The organism is Devosia oryzisoli (assembly GCF_014837245.1).
GTDB lineage: Bacteria > Pseudomonadota > Alphaproteobacteria > Rhizobiales > Devosiaceae > Devosia > Devosia oryzisoli.
Genome location: NZ_JACYFU010000002.1, coordinates 24,901 through 48,939, shown reverse-complemented (window position 1 = coordinate 48,939; position 24,039 = coordinate 24,901). Strand labels below are relative to the sequence as shown.

22 protein-coding genes and 1 tRNA gene are annotated in these 24,039 nt (G+C 64.3%); 5 read left to right on the top strand and 18 right to left on the bottom strand.

The window, feature by feature from the left end:
• Positions 1-82: 82 nt before the first annotated feature.
• Positions 83-1,306, top strand: coding sequence for an ROK family transcriptional regulator (locus IC608_RS06910; RefSeq protein ID WP_345890860.1), 1,224 nt, complete (start codon positions 83-85; stop codon positions 1,304-1,306).
• A gap of 22 nt (positions 1,307-1,328) precedes the next feature.
• Entirely contained in the window at positions 1,329-3,665 is a 2,337-nt protein-coding gene (locus IC608_RS06905) for a PIG-L family deacetylase (protein ID WP_191773932.1), read from the top strand.
• Between the two features lie 15 nt (positions 3,666-3,680).
• On the opposite strand, the gene IC608_RS06900 is transcribed toward IC608_RS06905, so the two are convergent.
• From IC608_RS06900 to IC608_RS06825, 16 genes are all read right to left on the bottom strand, one after another.
• Positions 3,681-5,099, bottom strand: coding sequence for an aminotransferase class V-fold PLP-dependent enzyme (locus IC608_RS06900; protein WP_191773930.1), 1,419 nt, complete (start codon positions 5,097-5,099; stop codon positions 3,681-3,683).
• A gap of 118 nt (positions 5,100-5,217) precedes the next feature.
• Positions 5,218-6,222, bottom strand: coding sequence for a 4-hydroxyproline epimerase (locus IC608_RS06895; RefSeq protein WP_191773911.1), 1,005 nt, complete (start codon positions 6,220-6,222; stop codon positions 5,218-5,220).
• 11 nt (positions 6,223-6,233) lie between these two features.
• Positions 6,234-7,469, bottom strand: coding sequence for an NAD(P)/FAD-dependent oxidoreductase (locus tag IC608_RS06890; RefSeq protein WP_191773910.1), 1,236 nt, complete (start codon positions 7,467-7,469; stop codon positions 6,234-6,236).
• Between the two features lie 28 nt (positions 7,470-7,497).
• Positions 7,498-8,502, bottom strand: a complete 1,005-nt coding sequence (locus tag IC608_RS06885; protein WP_191773908.1) for an Ldh family oxidoreductase — start codon at positions 8,500-8,502, stop codon at positions 7,498-7,500.
• Entirely contained in the window at positions 8,499-9,533 is a 1,035-nt protein-coding gene (locus IC608_RS06880) for a trans-3-hydroxy-L-proline dehydratase (protein WP_191773907.1), read from the bottom strand. The genes IC608_RS06885 and IC608_RS06880 overlap by 4 nt, the downstream gene beginning before the upstream one ends.
• A gap of 3 nt (positions 9,534-9,536) precedes the next feature.
• Positions 9,537-10,640 carry a cis-3-hydroxy-L-proline dehydratase gene (locus tag IC608_RS06875; RefSeq protein ID WP_191773905.1) on the bottom strand — a complete coding sequence of 368 codons (1,104 nt, stop codon included), beginning with the start codon at positions 10,638-10,640 and terminating at the stop codon, positions 9,537-9,539.
• A gap of 44 nt (positions 10,641-10,684) precedes the next feature.
• Positions 10,685-11,416, bottom strand: coding sequence for an ABC transporter ATP-binding protein (locus tag IC608_RS06870; protein ID WP_191773903.1), 732 nt, complete (start codon positions 11,414-11,416; stop codon positions 10,685-10,687).
• Positions 11,409-12,194, bottom strand: coding sequence for an ABC transporter ATP-binding protein (locus tag IC608_RS06865; RefSeq protein WP_191773900.1), 786 nt, complete (start codon positions 12,192-12,194; stop codon positions 11,409-11,411). The genes IC608_RS06870 and IC608_RS06865 overlap by 8 nt, the downstream gene beginning before the upstream one ends.
• Before the next feature lies 1 nt (position 12,195).
• Positions 12,196-13,164 carry a branched-chain amino acid ABC transporter permease gene (locus tag IC608_RS06860; RefSeq protein WP_345890858.1) on the bottom strand — a complete coding sequence of 323 codons (969 nt, stop codon included), beginning with the start codon at positions 13,162-13,164 and terminating at the stop codon, positions 12,196-12,198.
• Positions 13,161-14,075 carry a branched-chain amino acid ABC transporter permease gene (locus IC608_RS06855; protein ID WP_191773898.1) on the bottom strand — a complete coding sequence of 305 codons (915 nt, stop codon included), beginning with the start codon at positions 14,073-14,075 and terminating at the stop codon, positions 13,161-13,163. The genes IC608_RS06860 and IC608_RS06855 overlap by 4 nt, the downstream gene beginning before the upstream one ends.
• A gap of 66 nt (positions 14,076-14,141) precedes the next feature.
• On the bottom strand, positions 14,142-15,254 hold the full coding sequence (locus tag IC608_RS06850; RefSeq protein WP_191773896.1) for a branched-chain amino acid ABC transporter substrate-binding protein: 1,113 nt from the start codon (positions 15,252-15,254) through the stop codon (positions 14,142-14,144).
• Positions 15,255-15,413: 159 nt separating this feature from the next.
• Positions 15,414-16,313: a dihydrodipicolinate synthase family protein gene (locus IC608_RS06845; protein WP_191773894.1), complete on the bottom strand. Its 900-nt coding sequence runs from the start codon at positions 16,311-16,313 to the stop codon at positions 15,414-15,416.
• Between the two features lie 82 nt (positions 16,314-16,395).
• Positions 16,396-17,136, bottom strand: coding sequence for a GntR family transcriptional regulator (locus IC608_RS06840; RefSeq protein WP_191773892.1), 741 nt, complete (start codon positions 17,134-17,136; stop codon positions 16,396-16,398).
• A 48-nt stretch (positions 17,137-17,184) separates the two neighbouring features.
• Positions 17,185-18,147, bottom strand: coding sequence for a dihydrodipicolinate synthase family protein (locus IC608_RS06835; protein ID WP_191773890.1), 963 nt, complete (start codon positions 18,145-18,147; stop codon positions 17,185-17,187).
• 277 nt (positions 18,148-18,424) lie between these two features.
• On the bottom strand, positions 18,425-18,922 hold the full coding sequence (locus IC608_RS06830; protein ID WP_191773888.1) for a hypothetical protein: 498 nt from the start codon (positions 18,920-18,922) through the stop codon (positions 18,425-18,427).
• Between the two features lie 372 nt (positions 18,923-19,294).
• Positions 19,295-20,272 carry a sensor histidine kinase gene (locus tag IC608_RS06825; RefSeq protein WP_191773886.1) on the bottom strand — a complete coding sequence of 326 codons (978 nt, stop codon included), beginning with the start codon at positions 20,270-20,272 and terminating at the stop codon, positions 19,295-19,297.
• Between the two features lie 186 nt (positions 20,273-20,458).
• Between IC608_RS06825 and IC608_RS06820 the strand changes: the two genes are divergently transcribed.
• The 3 genes from IC608_RS06820 (at position 20,459) to IC608_RS17940 (ending at position 21,560) form a co-directional block, all read left to right on the top strand.
• Positions 20,459-20,533, top strand: a tRNA-Cys gene (locus IC608_RS06820).
• A gap of 127 nt (positions 20,534-20,660) precedes the next feature.
• A complete protein-coding gene (locus tag IC608_RS17945) occupies positions 20,661-21,062 on the top strand; it encodes a nitrogen regulation protein NR(II) (RefSeq protein ID WP_210316268.1) in 402 nt (133 codons plus the stop codon).
• A gap of 12 nt (positions 21,063-21,074) precedes the next feature.
• The gene (locus IC608_RS17940; protein WP_210316267.1) at positions 21,075-21,560 is read left to right on the top strand and encodes a GGDEF domain-containing protein; all 486 of its coding nucleotides are present in this window, start codon (positions 21,075-21,077) and stop codon (positions 21,558-21,560) included.
• A 261-nt stretch (positions 21,561-21,821) separates the two neighbouring features.
• Here the strand turns inward: IC608_RS17940 and IC608_RS06810 are convergent, their stop codons facing one another.
• Together IC608_RS06810 and IC608_RS06805 are read right to left on the bottom strand one after the other, a co-directional pair.
• Positions 21,822-22,655: a Na/Pi cotransporter family protein gene (locus IC608_RS06810; RefSeq protein WP_191773885.1), complete on the bottom strand. Its 834-nt coding sequence runs from the start codon at positions 22,653-22,655 to the stop codon at positions 21,822-21,824.
• A 1,012-nt stretch (positions 22,656-23,667) separates the two neighbouring features.
• The gene (locus IC608_RS06805; protein WP_191773883.1) at positions 23,668-23,997 is read right to left on the bottom strand and encodes a hypothetical protein; all 330 of its coding nucleotides are present in this window, start codon (positions 23,995-23,997) and stop codon (positions 23,668-23,670) included.
• Positions 23,998-24,039: the final 42 nt, after the last annotated feature.

Below are 24,039 nucleotides of genomic sequence, written 5' to 3'. Positions count from 1 at the left end.
GAAGCCGGTCGCTTGTCAATAAAATAATCTACTTGAGTTATTGTTACCCCGTCCTATCGTAGGGGGAGGGAAGGGGACGGGTGTGAACGGCCGAGACAATTCCGATCTGCGCCGGCGTGTCGCCATAGGGTCCAACCCTGAGCGCAACCGGGCGCACAACCGCCGCGTGGTGCTCGAGGTCATCCGGACCAGCGGGCAACTCGGGCGCACCGAGATCGCACGTCGGGCCCACATCTCGCCGCAGGCCGTTGCCAATATCGTGGAGGACCTGCTTGCTGAGGGCCTGCTCATCCAACTGGGGCGGCTCCGCTCCGGACGCGGCCAGCCACCTCTGCAGTTTGCGGTCAATCCCGACGGACCGCTCACGGCTGGGGTCGAGATCGCTGCCGACCATGTGGTGACGGCGCTGCTCGATCTTTCGGGCGGGGTGCGGGGGCAGTCGATCGTGCCGCTTACGGACGCCGGGCCGGACGTGGTGCCGGGGCTGGTGGCCGAAGAAGTCTCGCGCCTGCAAAAGGGTCTGGGCACCGACCGCAGCACGCTCTTGGGCATCGGGGTGGTCATGCCTGGCCCGTTCGAGATCGCCGGCATGAGTTCGGTCGGGCCCGCCACCCTGCCGGGCTGGACCGGAACCGATCCCACGGCGCTGTTTTCCGCAGCGACCGGCGAGCACGTCGTCGTCGACAACGATGCCACCGCCGCCATCGTGGGTGAGCGCCTTTACGGGGCAGGGCGGCAGCTGAGCAATTTCTGCTACCTCTATTTTGGCGTCGGACTCGGGCTGGGCGTGATCCAGGATGGCCGGCCCGTGCGCGGCGCGTTCGGCAATGCCGGCGAGATCGGGCATATCGGCCTCGTGCCGCGCCATGGCACAGGCCGCTACGGTCCTGCCGGCGCGCTCGAACGCTTCGTCTCCGTCTTCGCCCTGCGCGAACGCCTTGCCATGGCGGGCACCTACGTCGCCACCGTCGAGGACATCCAGCGGCTGCACGATGCCGGCGACCAAACCCTTCTCGCCTGGATCGAGATGGCAGCCGATTTCCTCGCCCCGACCGTCGCGATGCTGGAGAACATCTTCGACCCCGAAACGGTGGTCTTCGGTGGGGGCCTTCCCGATTCGGTGCTGGAAGCGGTCATCGCCGCCCTCGACCCGTTGCCGGTTTCCGTCGCCACGCGCTCGACCCGTTCGCTGCCGCGCGTCATCCGCGGCCAGACGGGCCAACTGACTGCCGCACTGGGTGCGGCGGCGCTGCCGCTGCTTGACACAGTTTCACCCCATCTCAGCGTGGCTGACGCGACCAGCTGAGCTGCCAGAACCGGACCCCACCATGCTTGCTGATAGAGATCGTCTGCGCCGCCGCGCCGCTGTACCCCACCTGATCCGCCTTCATCGCGCCCTCGGCAGGCTCCGCTCGACCGTGACCGTGATGAACACCGGGGCTCACCCGGATGACGAGCACAACGACATGCTCGCCGTGCTGCGCCACCAGCATGGGGCCCGCATCGTCATTGCCTGTTCGACGCGCGGCGAAGGGGGGCAGAATACTTTGGGACCCGAGCGCCAGGCGGCGCTCGGGGTTCTGCGCTCGCGCGAGATGGAGGAGGCGGCGCGCGTCCTCGACGCCGACATCGCATGGCTGGGCCACGGCCCGGATGACCCGGTGCATGATTTCGGCTTCTCCAAATCCGGAGAAGACACCCTCGCCCGCTGGGGGAGGGCGCTGACCCTAGAGCGGCTGGTGCGCGCTTATCGCCAGTTCCGGCCTGACATCGTCATCCCCACTTTCCTCGACGTCCCCGGCCAGCACGGCCATCACCGCGCCATGACGCAGGCGGCGCAAGGCGCCATCGCGCTGGCCGCTGACCCCGACTACCGCACCGATGATCTCCCGCCCTGGCAGGTCGCCAAGTTCTACCTGCCCGCCTGGTCCGGCGGCGGCGCCACCTATGACGATGAAGTGCCACCCCCGCCCGCCACCACCACCATTGAGGCGATAGGCGTTGACGCCGCCACGGGGCTGAGCTTTGAGCGGCTGGGCGAGGTGTCGCGGGCCAACCACGCCAGCCAGAACATGGGGTTCTGGCGCTATCCGCCCGCGACCACTTGGCCGTTGCATCTCGTCAACGGGGCGCCGGAGCCAGATATCTTCCAAGGCCTTCCGGGACGGCTCGCGGATTTGGGCGGTGCCCCGGCGCTGGCAGAGGCCGACGCCGGCATTGACGAGGCATTGGCCCGCTTCCCCGATGGCGACGCAGTCCGTCGAGCGCTTTTCCGGGCGCGCTCGGCGCTGCAGGACGCAAGTCCGAATGTCGACCCCTGGCACACCCATCGCCTGGCCCGCAAGGTCCGCGAACTCGACGTGGCCATCGGCCTTGCTGCAGGGATCGATGTCGATGTGGCGTTGTCGAGTGATCGCCTAGCCCCCGGCGGCAGCGTCGATCTCGTGGTCGAGGCGGCGTTCGGCAACGCCGATAGCATCAGCGTGGCGGCGCGTACCGGCACCGGACTATCCGCACCGGGGGCGACGAGCATCGCGCCGGGGATAACGCGCATTCCTTTGCAGGCATCGGCGGACGCGGAGGCGACCAACGGCTTCCTGCCCGACTGGCAAAGCCTTGGCGGCAACGGGCTTGTGTCCATTGACGTGATGGCAACGGTCGACGGATCGACGATCCAGTTCTCGCTCGACCCCGAGGAGCCGTTGCAGATCGATCCCCTGCAAAGTGTTTCCGTCGTACCCGAAGCGATCATCGTGCCGCTTGGCCAGACGGAAAGTCATGCAATCAGGGTCAAGGGTGTGGCCGCCCGGCAGCTGCAGATCCCACCCGTGGAGGGTCTGGCCGTCGAGGCTGGAGCAGATGGTCTGGTGGTGACCCCGACCGCCGATCTGCCTCCGGGCCGCCATAGCCTGAAGCTGATGCTGGATGGCGCTCCAGCCCATTCCAGCACGCCGATCGCTTACCCGCACATCGGGCGCACGCGGCTCGTCCGTCCGCAGCAGATCGATGTTCTGGCCCTGGATCTTGCCGTGCCCACAACGCGCGTCGGCTATATAGGCGGCGGTGCGGACCGCGTCGGGCTCTGGCTCGGTCGCATGGGGGTCGCGCTGGAGCACCTCGATGCCGAGGCTCTCGCTGGTGATCTCGCCCATCTCGACACCATTGTCGTCGGTCTCTTCGCCTTCGGCACGCGCCCTGATCTCCAGGCGGCAACGCCGCGGTTGCATGAGTGGGTGGCGAAGGGTGGGCATCTGGTCACGTTCTACCACCGGCCCAGTGACGGCTGGCGGCCCGAGGCGACGCCGCCACGCCGGCTGGTCATCGGCAGCCCCTCGCTGCGCTGGCGGGTGACCGATCCGGCGGCGCCGGTAACGCTGCTGGCGCCGGATCACAAACTGCTCACGGGCCCGAACCGCATCGCCGATGCCGACTTCGCGCAGTGGGACAAGGAGCGCGGGCTCTATTTCGCCTCGAGTTGGGACAAGGCCTATGTGCCCCTGCTCAGCATGAGCGATGCGGGCGAAGCGCCGCTGGTGGGCTCGCTCCTTTCAGCCGAGATCGGACGAGGGCGTCACACGCACACCAGTCTCGTGCTGCACCACCAGATGGACAGGCTGGTGCCCGGGGCGTTCCGGCTGATGGCCAATCTGCTCCAGCCGGCCTGAGACTGTGCAGAGTCGTCAGGCGCTGTAGCGCGCCCGTGCCGTGCTGCGGTCGATCGTGTAGCTGGGGGCGACGCGCGCGGCATCGGCCGGAAGGCTCTGTACGGCCTCCAGGATCAGCTCCACTTCCGCTTCGGACATGGTCCAGCTCAGGTTGAGCCGGGTCCAGCCGGGCTTTTCCACCTCGTTGCCGGAGAGGATGCCATCGCGCATCCGGGCGGAGCGGTCCTCGTCAATGTCCAGCAGGCGGTGGCCGTAGGGGCCGGCACAGGAGCAGCCGCCACGCGCCTGGATGCCATGGAGATCGCTGAGCAGCCGGGTGACGAGCTGCGGATGAACCGTCTCGCCATCCTCGCTGGTGACCGTGAAGGAAAAGATGGGGAGGCGCTTGGCTTCCGGATGGCCGAGCAAGGTTAGCCCCTTGGTGTGCTGCCAGGCGTCGAACCCGCGTCGTGCCAACGCTGCGTTGCGCTGCTGGATCGTTTCGGCTCCCACCGCCGCCTTGACCGCAAACGCCAGGCCGGCCCGGATATCGCCGATGACGTTGGGCGTCCCCGCCTCCTCGCGGGCCACCGGATCGTCGCTGTAGACGACATCCCAGGGAGAGACAAACCGCACGGTGCCACCGCCCGGGGCGCTCGGCTTCTGGCGGCGAATGCACGATTTACGCAGCGCCAGGACGCCCGAGGCGCCGGGACCGCCGACGAATTTGTGCGGCGAGAGGACGATGGCGTCCTTCGCGGCCGCCCCGGTCCCCATGTCGATGCGCACGTATGGAGCGGCACAGGCATAGTCCCACACCGCGAGCGCATCATGCCTCTTGAGGAGCTGCGTGACGCTGTCCGTATCGGTCAGGATGCCGGTGGTGTTGGACGCCGCCGAGAAGGCGCCGATGACCCGCCCGCTGCGCGAACGAAGCGTCGCCTCCAGCCAGTCCAGGTCCGGTCCCCCTTCGGCGGCTTCGGGCACCTCGATGACCTGCGCCCCGCTCTCGCGCCAGGGGAGGATGTTGGAGTGATGCTCATAGGGCCCGATCAGCACCGTGGTATCGGGGCCAACGTCCAGCAGGGCCACGAGCTTGTTGAGCCCCGCGGTGGCGCCGTTACCGGCAAAGATCAGCGCGACATCTTCGCCCGCGCCCATCTCTTGCTTGATCAGCGCGCGCGCCTGGCGCCGCAGGTCGCTCATCACCGCCCCGCAATGGGAGCCCTCGGTGTGGGTGTTCGAATACCAGGGCAGGACGTGCGTCGCGATGAAGGCTTCCACCTGCTGCAGCGGCCGCCCCGACGCCACGAAATCGGCATAGATCATGGGGTGCGGGCCGAACGGGCCAGGGACTGCCTGGCCCTTGCCGATGATGTTGCCTGCAATGGCGGCGAGGAGATCGCCGCCCGCATGTTCGCCCAGCACCTCTGCCAAGACTGCCACGATCGCCATCCGGGATAATGTTGCTCTGTCCGCCACGATGGCGCAAAATGTTTGCGCAATCAATATCCAACTGAGCAATTTCTCCCACGAATGGGGCGTCCTGCAGATTCCCTGCCGTGCAAGTCCCTCAGTTGACGGTAAAGCCGCGCACGAATGGATCGCGATCGTCGAGGAAGATGGTGTTGTATCCGGTGATCCAGGCCTGGCCGGCAATCGAGGGGATGATGGCGTTCAACTCGCCCACCCGGGCCTGGGCTTCCACCTTGCCCTTGAAGAGGCTGCCAATGATGCTTTCGTGGACGAAGGTGTCGCCCACGCCCAGCTTCCCCTTCGCGGCCATCTGGGCAAGGCGGGCGGAGGTGCCGGTGCCGCACGGGGAGCGGTCGATGGCCTTTTCGCCATAGAACACGGCGTTCCGCCCATCGGCAGCAGCGTTTTTGGGAGCACCGGTCCACATGATGTGCCGCAGCCCGTTGATCGTGGGGTATTCGGGATGCTGGAACGTGTACTTCTCGTTGATGAGCTTGCGCGCCAGCGGCGACAATTGCTGGATTTCGAAGGCGCTGAACTGGGCCATGTCTGCAAAGCCCGGCTGCGGTTCGAAGATGGCGTAGAAGTTCCCGCCATAGGCGACATCGAAGCGGAGCGGCCCCACCCCCGGCAGGTCGATCTCGAGATCGGTGGCGTAAAGGAAGGACGGCACGTTGGTGATCTTGACTTCGGTGACGTGACCGGCCTCGTCCATGACGTAGTCCGCCTCGATCACCCCGGCAGGGACCTCGAGCCGCAATTTGTTGGGGACCTTCGGCGTCACCAGCCCTTCCTCGATCATCACCGTGACGGTGCCGATGGTGCCGTGCCCGCACATGGGCAGGCAGCCTGAGGTTTCAATGAACAGGATCGAGGCGTCGACGTCCTCGCGCAGCGCTGGGTAGAGGATGGACCCGCTCATCACGTCATGGCCGCGAGGCTCGAACATCAGCCCCGTGCGGATCCAGTCATATTCCGCCAGGAAGTGCTCCCGCCGGGCGTTCATCGTCTCGCCCTTGAGGTCGGGACCGCCGCCGGCAACGACACGGACCGGATTGCCGCAGGTGTGCGCGTCGATGCAGAAGAAGGATTTCTTGGCCATGATGACAAGCTCTACTGGAAGCGGGAAATGCTGAAGGGGGCCAGCGCTGAGTCGGCCGCGGCCGCGTCGACGAGGCTCGCGACGTGGCGCGCGGTCACGGCGCTTAGGGTCAGCCCCAGATGGCCGTGGCCGAACGCAAAGATGATGCGGTCGTCCTTGGGATGCCGGCCGATGACGGGCAGCGAGTCGGGCGTCGAGGGGCGCCGTCCCATCCATTGCTGCCCGCCTTCGGGGAGGCTCGGGATATAGCGGCGCATCTTGGTGCGCATCGCGCGCGCCCGGTCGAAATTGGGCGGCGTGTCCGGCTTGGCGAGTTCGACGGCGCCGCCCACGCGCAGCCCATCCACCAGGGGCGTGGCGACGAAGCCGTGATCGGCGAAACCCACGGGCATGGGCAAGTTCCAGTCGAGGTCGGTAAAGGTGGTGTTGTAGCCGCGCTCCGTCTCCAGCAGCACTTTCAGCCCCAGGCGGCGCACCAGTTCGCGCGACCACACGCCTGCGGCCACGATGGCCTTGTCGAACATGTCCCGCGGCCCGGCTTCCGTGACGACGGCGATGCCGCCCTCGCTCGGCTCCAGCCGGCTGACGGCGCCATGCTCGATGCGGCCGCGCTGGCGCACATGAGCCTGGTAGTGCCGCAATACGGTCAGGGGGTTCGAGACGGCCCAGTAGCCGGGTTGATAGATCGCGCCAGCAAATTGCCCCTCGATGGCCGGCACCAGGTCTCGCGCCCTGGCGCGATCGACTTTCTCGTAGTCGAAGCCGAGCGCGGCTTTGACCAGCTCGCTTTCCCGCACCGCTCCGGCCAGGCTTTGCGCCGTATCGTGCAGCGCCAGATAGCCGGTCTGGCGCAGATGACCGTGCAAATCCGCCTTGCGGGCGAGGTCCTCGTGATCGGCGAGCGCCGAGCGCATCAGGAACGTCAGCGCCTGTCGCACCTTCTGGCCGTGCGCCGGCGTGGCCGAGGCCAGGAACGCCAGGAGCCATGGCGTGAGGGCCGGCAAATCGCTCCAGCGGATGGTCAGCGGCCCCAGCGGATCGAGCAGCCATTTTGGAACGGCGGTCAGGATGCCGGGGCTGGCGAGCGGGCCGATTTCGGGCAGGGCGATCAGCGAGGCGTTGCCCGACGAGGTCGGCAGGCCGTCCGGGTCGCGATCGAACACGGTGACGTCGTGCCCGGCGTCGATCAGCCAGGTGGCGATGGCCGATCCGACAATGCCTGCCCCGACAATCGCTATTCTGGTCATTTTTCGGCGTCCATTCCTTGCGTGGTCATCAGAGCGCCAGCAGCATTTCGTGCTCGTCGCGGGTGAGCGAGATGCCATTGAGCTGGGCGCGGCGCCGGTTGGCGTAGCGGCGATCGCCGGGCAGGCGCTCCTGCCCAGCCGCCCGCAACTTGGTCAGAAGCTGCTCGACACGGCTCCTGAACGGCGCCGAAGCACCCCGCTCGGGATCAAGAACGATGATGGTCTGGCCGGTTTTCGGCGTCAGCGCGCCCTCATGCTCGCTCCAGTCGACCTCGAACGAAAATTGGCCGCCGGTCAACCCTGCACAGAGAATCTCGACCATGAGGGCGATGGACGAGCCCTTGTGACCGCCGAAGGGCAAGAGGGCGCCGCCATCGAGGACTGCCTGCGGGTCGGTGGTCGGGTTGCCATACCTGTCGAGGCCCGCCCCGGCGGGCAAGGCGTGGCCCTCCCGCGCAGCGATCTGGACGTCGCCATTGGCCAGCGCACTCGAAGCCTGATCAAACACCAGCGGGTCATCGGCCTCTCTGGGCGTGGCGAAGGCGATGGGGTTGGTGCCATAGACCGGTTTCGTCCCGCCATGCGGCACCACGGTCGCCATCGAGTTGACGACGCTGAGGGCAATCAACCCATCGCGGGCGAAGGGCTCCACGTCGGGCCAGAGGGCGCCGAAATGGTGCGAGTTGCGAATGGCAATCGCCGCGATGCCACACGTTTTCGCCTTCTCCAGCAGCAGCGCCCGGCCGGCGGCCAGGGCCGGCTGGGTAAAGCCGTTCCTGGCGTCGACGCGGACCAGCCCCGGCGACACATCGTCCACGCTGGGAACGGCTTTGCCGTCGAGCCAGCCGCTCTTGAGCGTCGAGACAATGGCTGGCAACCGGAAAACGCCGTGGCTCTTCGCTCCGTCCTGTTCGGCAATTGCGTAGTTATGGGCAATGCAGGCGGCGACATCCGCGCTGCAACCATGGCGCAACAGGATCTCTTCGAGCAGGCGCTGGAGCGCGGCAAGACTGAGCGTCACCGTGTCTGTCATTGGCTGATCTTGGGCCAGGTGTCCGAGAGCTTGTACCCCAGCGGCCAGGGGTCGGTCGGGTCGAGCATTTCCTGCCGCGTGCCGGTGATCCAGGCGCGACCGGTGATCGAGGGGATGATGGCCGGCCGGTCGCCAATGGTGGTCACGTCTTCCAGCCGGCAGTGGAATTCCGAGCCGATGATGGAGCGCCCGATGAATTTTTCGCCCTTGGCGAGCATACCCCGGGCATGCAGCACGGCCATGCGGGCCGAGCACCCGGTGCCGGTAGGAGAGCGGTCCAGCTTGCCCGGCTGGATAACGACGGCGTTGCTGCCGGTCTTGACGCCGTCCTCCTCGACCAGCGGCGCCGCGAACTGGCAGAAGGAAATATGGTTCCAGTCCGCATTGGTCGGGTGCACGAAGCCGAGCTGTTCATTGGCCGCCCGCGTGATCCGCACGCCCGCTTCGGCAATGTCCCGCGCTTCGTCGGGGGCTATGGCAAAGCCCGCCGCCTGCGCATCCACGATGACGAAGCTGTCCCCGCCATAGGCAATGTCCACGGTCAGTGTGCCCATGGAGGGCACCTCGAGCGGGACACCCAGCCGGTCGACGAAGGAGGGCACGTTGCGCACGGTTATGGCCTCGGCCTTGCCGCCCGAACAGCGCGCCGTCACCTCCACCAGCCCGCCCGGCGCCTCGAGCACCATGTGGGTCTCGGGCTCCACCATGGGCACGATGCCGGTATCGAGCAGCACCGTGGCCACGCAGATCGAGTTCGACCCCGACATCGGCGGCGTGTCCTCGGGCTCCATGATGATCCAGGCGGCAACGGCGCGCTTGTCCTTGGGCGGGACGAGCAGGTTCACGTGCCGGAAGACGCCACCGCGCGGCTCATTGAGGACGAATTGGCGAAGCTGCTGGTCCCGGGCGATGAAGCGCGATTGCTCCCAGAGCGTGTCGCCCGGCGGCGGCAGAACGCCCCCCACGATGACGTCGCCGACTTCGCCCTCTGCGTGGCAGGAGACGATGTTGATGCTGCGAAGCGAACGCATGGCCTAGCCGATCACCATGGCCGGTTCGCCAAAACTGTCCACCAGCGGCGTCACGCCAAGGCCCGGCCGATCCGTGGTGGTCATGAAGCCCTGCTCGCGGCGCGGGGCGCCCTCGGCCAGCGGCCGGGTGACGTAGGAGTTGAAGTCCGTGGCGGAGAAGCAGAATTCTTCTGGGGTCGAGCGCGCCAGGTGCGCAATGGATGCGGTGACAATGTCGCCGCCCCAGGTGTCCTCGATGGTCATGGGAATGCCGCTGGCGACGCAGACGTCACGCATCAGCCGGGCCTTGGTCAGCCCCCCGACCTTGGAAATCTTGAGGTTGATGTTGTCCATCGCGTCATCGGCAATGGCTCGCAAGAGCGTGTCGATGCCGTCGATGTTCTCGTCCAGGATGAAGGGCCGCGCCGTGCGCCGCCGGATCGAGACGCTCTCGCGATAGCTGGCGCAGGGTTGCTCGATATAGACGTCGAGGTCCTTTACCGCGGCCACCACGCGGGCGGCTTCGTGCTGCGTCCAGCCGGTATTGGCATCGGCGACGAGAATATCGGTCGGCTCGAGTACCTCGCGGCAAGCCCGGATACGGCTGATATCATCATCGGCATTGCCGCCGACCTTGAGCTGGAACTTGGTGTAGCCCTCGGCGCGATATCCGGCGACCTTGCCGGCCATCGTTTCTGGCGCCTCCTGCGAGATGGCGCGATAAAGCGCGACTTTCGGCTGCGCCGCCCCGCCGAGTAAGAGGTGCAGCGGCTGTTCGGTCTTCTTGCCCAGAATGTCCCAGCAGGCGATGTCGAGCGGGGACTTGGCATAGAAGTGCCCGCGCAGGACGGCGTCCATGTGGCGGTTGATGTCTCCCAGATTGGTCGGATCACGCCCCAGTAGTTTTGGTCCAAGCTCCGCAATGCCGGCTCTGACGCCCGCGGGATAGGAGGGCAGATAGGCCGATCCGAGCGGACAGCACTCGGCATAGCCGGTAATGCCTTCGTCCGTCTCGATGGCGACAACCGTCGAGTCGAAGACGTCGACGTAATTGCCGTTGGACCAGGAATAGCGCCCCTCGCGCAGAGGCAGGTCGACCTGCCACACCTTTATCCGGGTAATCTTCATGGGGTGCCGCCTTAATAGGAATACGCGTTTTGCCGGGTTGGACCTCAGGTCCCGAGATAGGCCTGCACGATCGAGGGGTCGTCGCGCAGCCTGGCTGCCTCGCCCTGCATCCGCAGCGATCCGCTTTCGAGGACATAGGCGAAATGCGCCAGCTTGAGGGCGAGGCGGGCGTTCTGCTCGACCAGCAGAATGGTCGTGCCGGCCTCGTTCAGCCGCTTGATGATCTTGAAGGTTTCCAGCACCAGCTTGGGCGCGAGCCCCATCGAGGGTTCATCGAGCAGCAGCAGCTTGGGGCCGTGCATGAGCGCGCGACCGATGGCAAGCATCTGCTGTTCACCGCCCGAGAGCAGCGAGCCATCCTGATGCTGCCGGTTCTTGAGGATCGGGAACAGCCCGAACACCTCGTCCATGCGCTGCCGCCGCAGATTGGCATCGTGCACGGTAAAGGCGCCCAGCTCGAGGTTTTCCCGGACGCTTAGGCCGCGCAAGATGTGGCGCCCTTCCGGAACGTGCACCAGCCCCATGCGCGCAATCTCATGCGCGGGCAGGGTGGTGATGTCCTGGCCGTCGAACGTGACCGATCCGGCGCTGGCTCTGACAAGGCCGGAAATCGTCTTGAGCGTCGTTGTCTTGCCCGCGCCGTTCGCGCCGAGCAGGGTGACGATCTGCCCCCGCTCGACCTCGAGATCAATACCGTTGAGGGCGTTGATCTTTCCGTAGGCGGCGGCGAGGCCTTTCACCTGCAGAATGCTGGAGGAGGGAGCCTTGTCACTCATCAAGGAAAGCCTCCCCGTCGTCGCGCCCGAGATAGGCTTCGATCACCGTGTGGTCGGACTGGATCTGCTTGGGCGTGCCCTCTGCGATGATCTCGCCGTGATCCAGCACGCTGATGTTTTCCGAGATCTGCATGACCAGGCCCATGTCATGCTCGATCAGCAACACCGCAATTCCCATCTCGTCGCGTATGCGGCGGATGAGCTGGACCAGATCGTGCTTTTCCGTGGGGTTGAGGCCCGCCGCCGGCTCGTCCAGCAACAGCAGCTTGGGTTCGGTTGCAAGCGCGCGGGCGATCTCCACACGCCTCTGGTGCCCATAGGCCAGTGTCGTGGCAATGCGCCCCTGTTCGGCCCACACGCCGACGAACTCCAGGTGCTGCCTTGCTCTGGCACGAATTTCTTCTTCTTCCCGCCTTTGCGCGGGCGTCCGCAAAATGGCCGCAAAGGCGCCGGCACTGGTGCGGCAATGGGCTCCGGACATCACGTTTTCCAGCACCGTCATCTCGCGAAAGAGGCGGACGTTCTGGAAGGTGCGGGCGATGCCGGCCTTGGTCACCTGATGCGGCTTGAGCTTGAGCAGTTCGGTTCCATCGAAGCGGATGGAACCCTGCTGCGGCTTGTAGAAGCCGGTGATGGAGTTGAACAGCGAGGTCTTGCCAGCCCCGTTGGGGCCGATCAGGCTGGTGACAGACCGCTCGGCAACATTGAACGAGACCTCGTTGAGCACGGTGTTGCCGGCAAAGGTCAGCGTGACGGCGGAGAGCGAGAGCAGGGCCATTCTATCGCCTCCGCGAGGGCCAGATGCCCTCCGGCCGGAACAGCATGACGAGCAACAGGCCCGCTGCGAACACGAGGAGCCGCAGTTCCCCGACGTCGCGGAGCAGCTCGGGCGCGAGGATGACGATGAACGCGCCAAGAATGACCCCGGGAACCTTGCCCATCCCGCCCAGGATCACCGCCATCAGGATCAGCACCGATTGCTGGAAGGAGAAACTTTCCGGCGAGATCGCCCCCAGGTTGACGGCGAAGAACGCGCCGGCGATGGAGCCATAGATGGCGCCGATCACATAGGCGGCCAGCTTCACCTTGACGCGGTCGATGCCCATCGCCTCGGCGGCATCTTCGTCGTGCCGGACATAGAGCCAGGCGCGGCCGAGGCGACTGTCGGCAAGGCGCAGGGACGCGATGACGGCAAGGATCGCCAGCACGCAGAACACGTAGTAGAAATCGAGCGTGCTCTGCATGCGCCAGCCGAAGATCCATGGCCGCTCGATGCCCGAAATGCCGCTCGCGCCACCGGTGATATCGAGGTTGCGCGCGGAGAAGCGCACGATCTCGCCGAAGCCGAGCGTGACGATAGCCAGATAGTCGGACCGCAGGCGAAGGGTCGGGCTGCCGATGATGACACCAGCGACGGCGGCGGCGAGCACGGCTATGGGCAAGGTCAGCCAGAAATCGAGGCCATAGACGTGATGCACGATGCCGATCGTATAGGCGCCCACGGCAAAGAAGGCCGCATAGCCCAGATCGAGGAGGCCGGCATATCCGACCACAACGTTGAGCCCCAGCGCCAGAACCACGTAGAGCAGGGCGTTGGTGAGGATGACCGTGGCATACGGCCCGAACAGGTAAGGCGCGACCACGAGCAGGATCAGCACGACGGCCAGCGCAGGCCAGCGGAAGCCTGGTCGATCCCAGAGCCCTTGTAGTCGCCCCATCGGCGAATTGATCGGCGAGCGCTCTATCACATCCGCTCCTGTTCTGATCGTCCGAGCAGACCGGTGGGTTTGAACACCAGAACCAGGATCAGGATGGAGAAGGAGAAAACGTCCTTCCAGGCGCTGCCGATGCCGGGAATCTGGGTGCCAAAGGACTCCAGCAACCCAAGGATGAGTCCCCCGAGCATGGCGCCCGGGATGGAGCCGATGCCCCCGATCACGGCCGCGGTGAAGGCCTTGAGGCCGATCAGGAAGCCCATGAAGTACCACAGCGATCCATAATAGGCGCCGGCCATGGTGCCGGCCGCGGCCGCCAGGCCCGAGCCGAGAAAGAAGGTGACGGCGATGACGCGGTTCACGTCGATCCCCATCAGGCGGCACATGTCCTTGTCGATCGAGACGGCGCGCATCGCCCGGCCATACTGGGTCCGGGAGATGAACAGCTCCAGCGACAGCATCAGGACGCCCGCTGTGCCGACGAGAATGAACTGATTGTAGGAGATGAACAAATTGCCCAGATTCACGCCGCCAAAGCCCAGATCGGCGCCGAACGGGACGTAGCGGCCGCCGGTCAGCCCCAGAACCGCGTTCTGCAGCACCAGCGACACCGCCAGCGCCGTGATCAGGATCGACAGCCGGGGCGCCGACAGCATGGGCTGGTAGGCGATCTTCTGGATCAGGACGCCGAGGAAGCCGACGCCGATCATGGCCAGCACCATCGATACCGCGACGCCGGACCAGCCCGATCCTAGCGTCCCTGAAACCAGGGACAGCACGATGAAGCCGGCGAAGCCGCCCACCATGTAGACTTCGCCATGGGCGAAGTTGAGCAACTTAACGACGCCGAAGACCATGGTGTAGCCCAGGGCGACCAGGGCGTAGAACGAGCCGAGCACCAGGCCGTTGACGAGCTGCTGCAAGACTATGTCGGTCAGAGCCATGCTGGTGTGAAATCCTCGAGTAGGGGATGGCGGAGCACCGGGGGCGCTCCGCCGACCGACATTGGCTTACTCGGCCAGCGCCCAGGCGCCGCCCTTGCCTTCGAGGACGATGAAGTTCGAACGGGCCAGCGTGTTCTCTTCGGTGAAGGAGATGTCGCCGGCCAGGCCATCGGTGAAATTGGCCTTCTTGAGCGCTTCGACGATGGCTGCCGCATCCGTGGAGCCCGCCTCTTCGATGGCGGCGGCCAGGAGCTTGGTGCCGTCATAGGTCAGCGGCGCATAGGGCCCGGGCGCATTGCCGAACTTGGCCGTGTAGCTGTCGACGAAGCTCTTGGCGTTCGGCAGGAACTCGGCGGTGGGGTTCGAGAACGCGATGACGCCTTCGGCGGCCGAGCCGGCAATGTTGAAGAGCTCGGGGGAGTTCGAGCCGTCGCCCACGGCGATCAGGCCCTGATACCCGGCCTGGCGCAGCTGGCGGATCAGCAGGCCGCCATCGGCGTAGTAGGCGGTCCAGAACACCGCATCCGGATTGGCCGAGCGGATGGCGGTGACGACGGCAGAATAGTCCTGCTCGCCCTTGTTCACCGTTTCGGTGGTGGCGACCGTCTTGCCGCTTTCTTCCCAGCGCTGCTTCGTCAGGTTCGCCAGGTCCTGCGAGTAGGCGTCGCCCTGGTCGACGATGGCGAGGGTGTTGATGTTCTTGCTGTTGAAGAACTCCAGCGCCTTGGCCACCTGGTCGTTGCCGGTGGAGTTGATCATGAAGGCGTTCCCGCTATTGGCGGGGATCAGCTGGGTCGAGTTGGCGGCCGTGATGACGAACGGGATATTGGCATCGGCGAAAATCTTGAGGGTGGGTAGCGTTGCGCCCGAACAATAGCCCCCGACCACGCCGACCACGCCACTCGAAGCCAGCTTGCTGGCGGCATTGACGGACTGCTGCGGATCGCAGGCATCGTCGCCCACGATCGTGCTGACCTGCTGGCCCAGAATGCCGCCGGCCGCGTTGATCTCTTCGACGGCCAGTTCGGCCGCGTTCGCCATGTCCTGGCCATAGGTTGCTTCAGAGCCGGAGGTGGGGACCAGCAGACCGATGGTCATGCCGTCCTGAGCCATGGCCGGGCCGCTCAACGAGCCGGCCAGAAGCAGCCCGGCCGCGACCTTCTGCAGTAGGTGAGTCATTATGCACTTCCTTCCCTGTTCATCTCTGAGAGACAATTTTGCAACTTCCGACGCTTCCTCCAGCGTCCGTCGGTGCTTTTTATGGTGACAGCTAATCACCCATTCCTTCGCCTGTCGATAGCACGCGGTCTAAAATATACACTTTGTATCCACGAACGGTCAGCCGGCGCGGCGCGCGCCCAGCGCTGATATGGTCTGTTCGATGATGGTCCGGACGGTGGCGCGTTCATCGCCCTCGAGAGGCAGGCGCGGCGCGCGCAACCACTCGGGGGCCCCATAGACCAGATGTTCGGCGAACTTAATGTACTGCACCAGCTTGACCGAGGTATCGAGATGGAACGCCGGCGTCATGATGCGGTAGAGCGCCCGCGCCTCGGCAAACTTGCCGGCTTCACAGAGATCGAAAAGCGCGACGCATTCTGCCGGCCAGGCATTGGTCATCCCCGAAACCCAGCCCGTTGCTCCCAACGCAACGCTTTCGAGAATCAGGTCGTCGACCCCGCAGAACACCTTGTAGCGGTCGCCCACGGCGTTGAAGATGTCGGTCACGCGGCGGATGTCGCCGGTTTCCTCCTTGATCGCAACGAGGGTGGACACGTCCGAAAGACGCTCGAGCAGCGCCGGCGTGACATCGACCCCGTAGGCGATCGGGTTGTTGTAGATCATGATCGGCAGGTCGGTCGCACCGGCCAGCGAGCGGTACCAGTGCTCGGTCTCGCGCGGGTCGGTCTTGTAGCCGATGGAGGGGAATGCCATGAACCCCTGCGCGCCCCAGGCGGCATAGCGCTTGGCCGCGGCGCCTGCGTCCTGCGTCGTCACTTCCGCCAGGCCCGTGAGCACCGGAACACGACCGGCCGCCGTTTCGCAGGCCGTCTTCACCACGGCCTCCTTTTCCGCAAGGCTCATGCACGGGTTTTCGCCGAGCATGGGCAGCACGATGATGCCGCTCACGCCATTGGCGATGAGGCGCTCATAGGAGGCGCGACAGGCCTCGAGGTCGAGCTCCCCCGATTGGGTCAGCTTTGTCGTCGTGGCCGGAAACACACCAGTCCAGGTCATAGCTCGCGCTCCAAATACAATTTGTCCACAATGTGGAGGCAAAGCCGCGCGGCTGTCCAGTGGCCGCGAACCTCCATTGAGGTCACCTTCGCTCGAAATGCAGCGGAATGCCTGTCACGGTCGGGCGGTCGATGTAGCTCTGGATCTGGCGCACGATCTGCGCCGCATGGGCCGCCGCCAGGCAATCGGCCTCGTCGGCGTCACCCGCTTCGATGGCCCGGACGATTTCCTCGTGTTCATCGACAAAGCGCCGCGGCAGCTTGTCGTCGAAGGAGCGGTAGTAGAGCCGCAGGATGCGGCGCCCTTCGTCCAAGAGCCGGCTGAACAGCAGGTTGAAATAGGGGTTTCCGCCGGCATCCGCGATGGCCATGTGGAAGTCGCGATTGGTCTCGATCATCCCGAGCGCATCCTGGCTCGCCACCGCTGCGGCATAGCGCCGGGCCTGCTCGCGGATGACCGGCAGGTCGCGATCCCGCCGGTGCACCGCGGCCGATCGTGTGGTCACACGGTACATCAGCGTCAGCGCTTCGAAATAGACCGGCAGGTGTTCGAAATCGATTGTCGCAACCACCGTGTTGCGATTGGGCAGGGTGCGCGCCAGGCCGTCCGCCACCAGCCGCACCAACGCTTCCCGAATGGGCGTGCGCGACATCTCGAAGCGTTCGGAGAGACTGGCCTCGTCGAGCGGGCTGCCCGGCTCGAGGGTGAGTTCGAGGATGGCCTGGCGCAGGGTCTCGTAGACCGTGCGCGCACCCTGGCCGCGCGAGCGCGGCTTGCCCGCGCTCGCCTCTTCGGTTTCCCTGTCCTCTGCTGCTTCCGTCATCGCTCCCTCGCCCTGACGATGCGCTTGTCCGCTTGAGCCGGCCCCGGCCTAGGCCTTGTAGCTCTGCACGGCGCCCGGAAGCGTGCTCCACTTGGCGTACCAGGCCCGGAACTGCTCGAACTGCAGCTTGGCCCAGGCGCGCTGGCTGGGTGACAGCTCGTCCGTCGCATTGAAATGCAGCGCATACGCCTGCTCGCCCTGAAGTTCGAGCATGTACTTGTAGTAGAGCACGAGGTCGCTGCCCTCGTCCCAGGTGGAAAGCACCTCGAGCGCTTCCCCCAGCTCACGCGCCCGGACCCGCGCGTCGACATCGCCCGCAGCGGCCGCCTTGGACAGCGCCACCAGGTGCAGCACCTCGCGGGGCAGGGCATTGCCGATGCCGGTGATCGTGCCGGCGGCGCCGCATTTGACATAGCCGTGGTAGACGCCCGTATCGACGCCCGCCATCAGCACCACGCTGTCATCGGTGCTGGTGATGTGCTCGGCCGCATAGGTCATGGCATCGGCCCCACCGAACTCCTTGAAGCCGATGAGGTTCGGGTGCTTGGCCCGCAGCGCGAAGAAGAGGTCAGCCTTGGTCTGGAAGCCGTAATAGGGGCTGTTGTAGATCACCGCCGGAATGTCCGGCGCGGCCGAGAGGATCGCCTCGAAGTGAAAGCGCTGCGCCGTGGGCGAGTTGCCGCGCGAGAGCACGCGCGGAATGACCATGAGCCCGGCCGCGCCCACCGCCTGGGCATGGGTGGCATGGGCCACGGCCGAGGCCGAATTGACGGCCCCGGTGCCCACGATCACTGGAACGCCGGCCTTGACGAGCCGCTCCACACCTTCCTGGCGCTGCGCATCGGTCAGCAGCGGCCAGTCTCCCATCGACCCGCAATAGACCACCGCCGACATCCCGGCCGCGATCAACTCCTGGGCCTTGCGCACCAGCTCGTCAAAATCCGGCGTCCGCTCCGGCGTGCAGGGCGTCATAAGGGCGGGAATGACCCCGGTGAAAATCTTGGTGTCCATGAAACCTGTCCTCGCTTGCCCAGCGCATCAAAGGGGTGGGCATGGAAATCAGGTTTGTATTCTAACTGTCGACAAGAGAGGGAGCAAGGGGAATTGGGGGAGGCTGGTGTGCGGGAATCAAAGAGGAGCGTGGAACTTCCACCCTCACAAGTACAGCCAAGCGTGGCTGGTCTGCAGAGAAAATGACGGCAAAGCTTGCTTTATCGGAGGCATCCGCCAGGTGAGCGGCCGCAGGCTTTAGGCAGCGCATGCTGGAAAACCCTTTGAATAACTTGCGTCAGAGCTTTTGGTGCATCCGCATGTAAGGCAGCACCAATTTTGGTAGGTTTTCCAGCTGCGGCCCGACTATCGCGATGTACTCGTTTTTTGCGTGCAGAACCGGTGCTGCGGGGTCCTCGCTCTTCTTCGCCTCTATGTCTACCGCCATGATAACCCGTTGCAGGGCGTTCAGTGTTGGCATCGTGGTTGCGAGGATTTCACCGCCAAAAAGAAAGCGGCTCTCGTCGCTAAGTCTGCTCTGGGCCAGATACGCGTCAACGATATTCTGCCGAGTGTTCGACAAGGGCTTCATCAACTGCTCTTTATAATCGACGTACCAAGCAAATCTGCGGTCAAACAGATCCAGGACTAGTTTTTCCCTGGCCACGCGCCACTGACGGTATGCGACGACACCCACGGCCATTGCGGCACTCGCAGTCACCACTGCAGCGCCTGCTGGCGCCAGCGCGGAAAACCATAGCACCCACTCTGGTAGCGCCGGCGACGGAGTTGCCAAATGAAGCTTCCTTGTGTCACGCCCATATCCCGTGGCGCCGCCGTACGATAGCGGACGGCGCAGGATTCTCAATGACTGGGCTGGTCGCGACATGACGCGCCATGGCGCATTGTCGAAATGGCAAAACTGCCCTGGAATCCTGCATTCCACGTAAGAGCATGTTCTCACCGCAAGTCACTGGAATTGGGAGAAAAACGTCCTCCCACACCCGAGTGGTTATCTGCGGGCCAGGTTCACAGGGAGAGTAGCAAGCCACAGCTTGAGCCGTTCATATGCGACTTAAGCGCCCCCACCCGCATGGCACCGAGCCATCAGCGCGACGACCGGGGACTGGCCGATCATCTCACCGGAACAAGGCCGTCGCCAGCCGGCTCAACTCTCCGCGGTCGTCGCGGTAGCGGGGTCGGTGGCTTCCACGGTCAGACGCCACAGAACGCCGCTGGGTCGAAACTCGAAGTTCACCTGGCCCTCGATTGCCCGCTTGACCATATCGACCATGACCACATGGCCGAAGCCCTTGCGCTCTGGCAGGGTCAGCGTTGACGGCAGGTTTTCATCCCATTCCAGAACCCAGTTCGCATCGGACGCACCACTCCAGGCGATGCGCAGTTGTCCTTCGGGATGCGCAAGCGCACCATGTTTAAGGCTATTGGTGGCCAGTTCGTGCATGGCCATGCCGATCACCTGGGCATGCCGAGGCGAGACAAGGATGGGTGGCCCATCAATGGTCACCCGAAGATCTTCGTCGGCCCCAATCGTGCGCAACTGGCCGATGACGAGATCAGCGAGATGAACGGACGACCAGTCCTGCGCGACCAGCAGGTCGTTGCTGGCGGCCAGGCCGCTCAAGCGCGCTGCAAACGTATCCAGGAATGTCTCGGGCAAGGATGATCGGGCCGTGTTTCGGGCGATGGCCTGGACCACGGCAAGCAGATTCTTGGTGCGGTGATTGATTTCTCCCAACAAATAGCGGGACTGCTCCTCCGCGGCCCGCTGGTCGGTGACATCGATGTTGACCCCGGCCATCCCCAGGAAGCGGCCGGCCTTGTCGAAGCGCGGATTTGCCTGGGTGCGCATGATGCGGAACGCACCATCGGCACGCCGATACCGCGCTTCCACGGAGAACGGGGTGTGATCGCGCATCGCTTGGACGAACGGGGCTTGCAAGGTCTCGATGTCGTCGGGATGGAGTGTCGACGACCAAACAAACGCGTCCAGGTTCTCCGGGTCCACGCCCCAGAATTTCCGCAGTGCCTCGTTCAAAAACAGGCAGCGCCCGTTTTCGTCGCCCATCCACAGCATGGCAGGCGTCGTCTCGGCAACAGCAATTGCCAGATCATCATCATTCATTGGTCGGATCTGCTCGTCGCTGGACTGACCAAGGTTAGATCACACTGTCTGCCGGTACGGCAAGCTTGCCCTGCCTAACCACCCGGGGCGCCCAAAAGGTCAACGGGTTGCAAGCCGGGGCCCGTTCCGCGGTCGGTCGGCCCGTTAACCGCGAGCTAAATTCCTCGCCCTATCTTGGCGATCGATGGCCCTGTGGCGGAGCGTTACGCACGGGATTGCAACTCCCGGCACCCCTGGTTCGATTCCAGGGCAGGGCCTCCATGCTCCTGGGAGGTCGAGATGACGATAAACAAGGTGGCACATGGCGGCTTCGCGCTGGTTGGCGCAGCCTCGGCGCACCGGCGCGAGCATTCGCTGACGTATCGGCCAGCGTAGGACAGGTCTTGCCGTGTTTACCCAGCAGCACCTGACCGCCATCCTCTCCTCCCTGCCGGACCCCGCCTTCATCTTGACGCGTAGCGGCCGCTACGCGGCCGTGTTCGGCGGCAAGGACACGAGGCACTATCACGACAGCAGTGGCCTTGCAGGGCGCAGCATGTTCGAGGTGATGGCGGAGGAAAAGGCGGCCTGGTTTGCCAGCCAGATCGCCGAAGCGCTCAACAGCCAGTTGCTCCACATTGTCGAATATGAGCTCAGCGGCCGCGACGTGAAAGGCGCTGGCGACGGCCCCGCCCATTCCCGCCCCATCTGGTTCGAAGGGCGCGTCCAGGCGCTGCCGTTCGAGGTCGACGGCGAAGAGGCCGTGGTCTGGATCGCCAGCAACATCACAGAAAAGAACGCAGTGCAGTAAGAGCTGCGGCTGTTGAGTGAAACCGACGCGCTGACGGGCCTTTACAATCGCCGCAAGCTTCTCGAAACGCTCGACGAGCGCCATGCCGCGTTTGCCCAGCAGAAGGCGCAGACTGCGGTGGTCGTTTTCGACGTCGACGACTTCAAGCGCCTCAACGACGAGTTGGGCCACCACGCCGGCGACGCGGCCCTGGTGGAGATCGCGCGGCTCTGCCGCGAGAACCTACGCAAAAGCGACGTGGTCGCGCGCCTCGGCGGCGACGAATTCGTCATCGTCATGCCCGGCACCGATGTCAGTGATGCCCTCGACATTGCCGAGCGGCTGAGGACACAGGTGCCGGTAACGCTGCGCGACACGGTGAGATACGCCTCGACGATCAGCTGCGGTGTCAGCGCGTTCGCGGTGCCCGACCGCCTCGCCAGCGATATCCTGACCCGAGCCGATGCCGGCCTTTACCGGTCCAAGCGCGCGGGGCGGAACCAGGTGTCCTCTGTCTGAGGGGCCACGGGAACAGGGCCGCGCAGAGTCCCCCATTTCGCACCGATGGCACCGGCCTCCGTCGGGGTGAAGAACCGCCATAAACACCGCCAAGCGCCGCGGCAATCAGGATGTAGATCGCCCAAGGCCGGAAGATTGCCTTGAGGGCCGAGACGTTTCGTTTGCAAATCGGAGAAAGCGGCGCGGTCTGGGTGTCCGAAATGCAGCGCTCAGATGCGGTCCGAGGCGTGCCAAATTTCGTCGTGCACCCTAAGATGTCACCTACCGTGCCTGTTCCTTGCGCAGACGACTCTCGCGGAGCAGGCCAGCTTCTTCGAGAATGGGATTCGCCACGGAAATCAGATGCGCGTTGATGCGCTTGAGATCGCGCAGCAAATCGAGGTGGAGGGCGCTGGTCTGGAGGGTGTCGGGGTGCTTGTCCTTGAGGCGGCTCATGTGGCTACGGGTCGAACTGCGCTCGAGCCCACGGATCACCAGTTTGCTCTCCATCAGCCTGCGCGCCAAGGTAGGGTCCTGGCTGAGGAATACGCCTTGCGCCAGTTGCAGATTGTCGATGGTTTCGAGGAACATCTCCTCGATCTCCCCCGAGCCTTCGGTTGAAAAGCGGAGATTGCTCTCGATCTTCTTCATCGCCATGCGCGACAGACTACGTTCTATGATGTCCCCTACGTGTTCGAGGTTGATGGCGTAGTCGAGGGTAGCTGTAAATTTCTGCTTCGTCGGCCCGTCCAATCCAGATTGGTCGAGCTGAGCCAGGTAGAGTTTGATGGCGTTCTCCAGACGGTCGACTTGATCGTCCAGCGCATAGACGCTCTGGCACAGCGACTCATCGTTCCTGCGCAGGCCGTTGAGCGTATTTTCCAGCATGGAGCCAACGATGTCGCCCACCCGCAAGGTTTCGCGCGCTGCGGCAGCGAGGGCGGCGGGGGGATCGGAGAGCGCCGCCTCGTCGAGGTGGCGCGGGCCTTCGGCCACGGGACCCGACTTATCGGGGGTGAGGCGGGCGATCAGCCGGGTCACCGGGACGATGAGGGGCAGAAATATCACCGCGAGGACGATATTGAACGCGAGGTGCGCGCTGACAGCCAATTGCATCCGCAGTATTTCGGGAGCCTGCTTGATCGGTCCGATCCGCCAGGGCAACGGCGGCAGGTTAAACGGGACTTATCGTTGGTGCAAAGTTGATGAACGGCTGCAATGCGAACCACAGCAGACTGCTAAAGCCAAAAAGGGTAAGAAACAACAAACCCAAAGTTACCCAGCGGGGGAATAATTGCTGTGGCCCCATATTGATCTGTTTCCCTAGCCCAGATTTGGAACGCGCCGACAGCCTAAAGGAATTTTTGGCTGGGGAACCTGGATTCCCTTAAGAGCAATCCGTTACCTTAAGTTATTGTTTTCGCTACGGAAATTTTGACACCACCACGTCGGGGTGAAATCTGAGTGGAAGTTTTCACACAAGGTCTAAGCTAGTCAACGCTCAACTTCCAATCATCGTGCCTTGCGACGAAATCCGTAGATTGACATTGTAAACGATGCTGTCGCCGACGCCTGACGCGTACAATGTTCTGACTAATATGGGCCGGTTGGGGGCCGTAAGTGGACTGACAGCTCATGGTCAGCGGTCTTCCTAAGCAGACGTTCGGCACGCAGGATCGGCCGAGAGCTAGTCAGACCTAAAGATCATCGTCGAAGTCGAGATCGACGATTTGGCGCCTCTCATCATAGATTTTGTGCAGTTGCACACGACCGAGGATGTCACGCCGGGAATTGGCAAACTCGAGCTTGCCGACTGTGGCGAAGCCCCGCCCGACGGCTGCAGTAAGGCTCTTAAGCGTGCTTTCGTCTAAATCTTCCTATGCGCCCGCCGCATCCAATTCCTCTGCCATGCGTGAGATCAGGCCCATGACGAAGGACAGTCCTGAGGGATGAATGTAGCGATCAGTTCGCGCGCCTGCGGGCACATTTTGGCAGTTTTGGATTTGTCATCCGGTCACCACCCAGCGCGCGCTCTATTTCGTTCAGCGGTTTCCCGGAGCAGGAACTAACGCGTTGAGCACCGCCACGTTGAAGCGATGGCGCCAGAGTGATCGTTGCGACGCCAACGCTAGCACAGGGCTTGAACCTGCCTGCCCATTTGGCGGTCTTGGCTGGAGACAAGCGAGCTGGCGAAAATCAGGGCGAGCGCGAAGACCTTGAAGGTCACGAACTGCTGAATGCCGCAGCAAGGGCCGGCCGAGCCGGCCACCTTGCCAATGGCGTTGTCATCCTTATTCCCGAACCTATAATCAAGTTTGCACCTGGGGCCGCACTGAGTGACCAGTTGAAAAAAGCTCAAGTCAGTTCTTCCGGAGGACGACCGTTGCGTGACGATATCCCATCCGTTGGGCGAAGGAGTCACGGTGACATACGGGCGGTGCGCGAATCCGGAGCTCATGGCTGAAATCGTACGAGCACTTTCGACGGAACGCCTATGGAT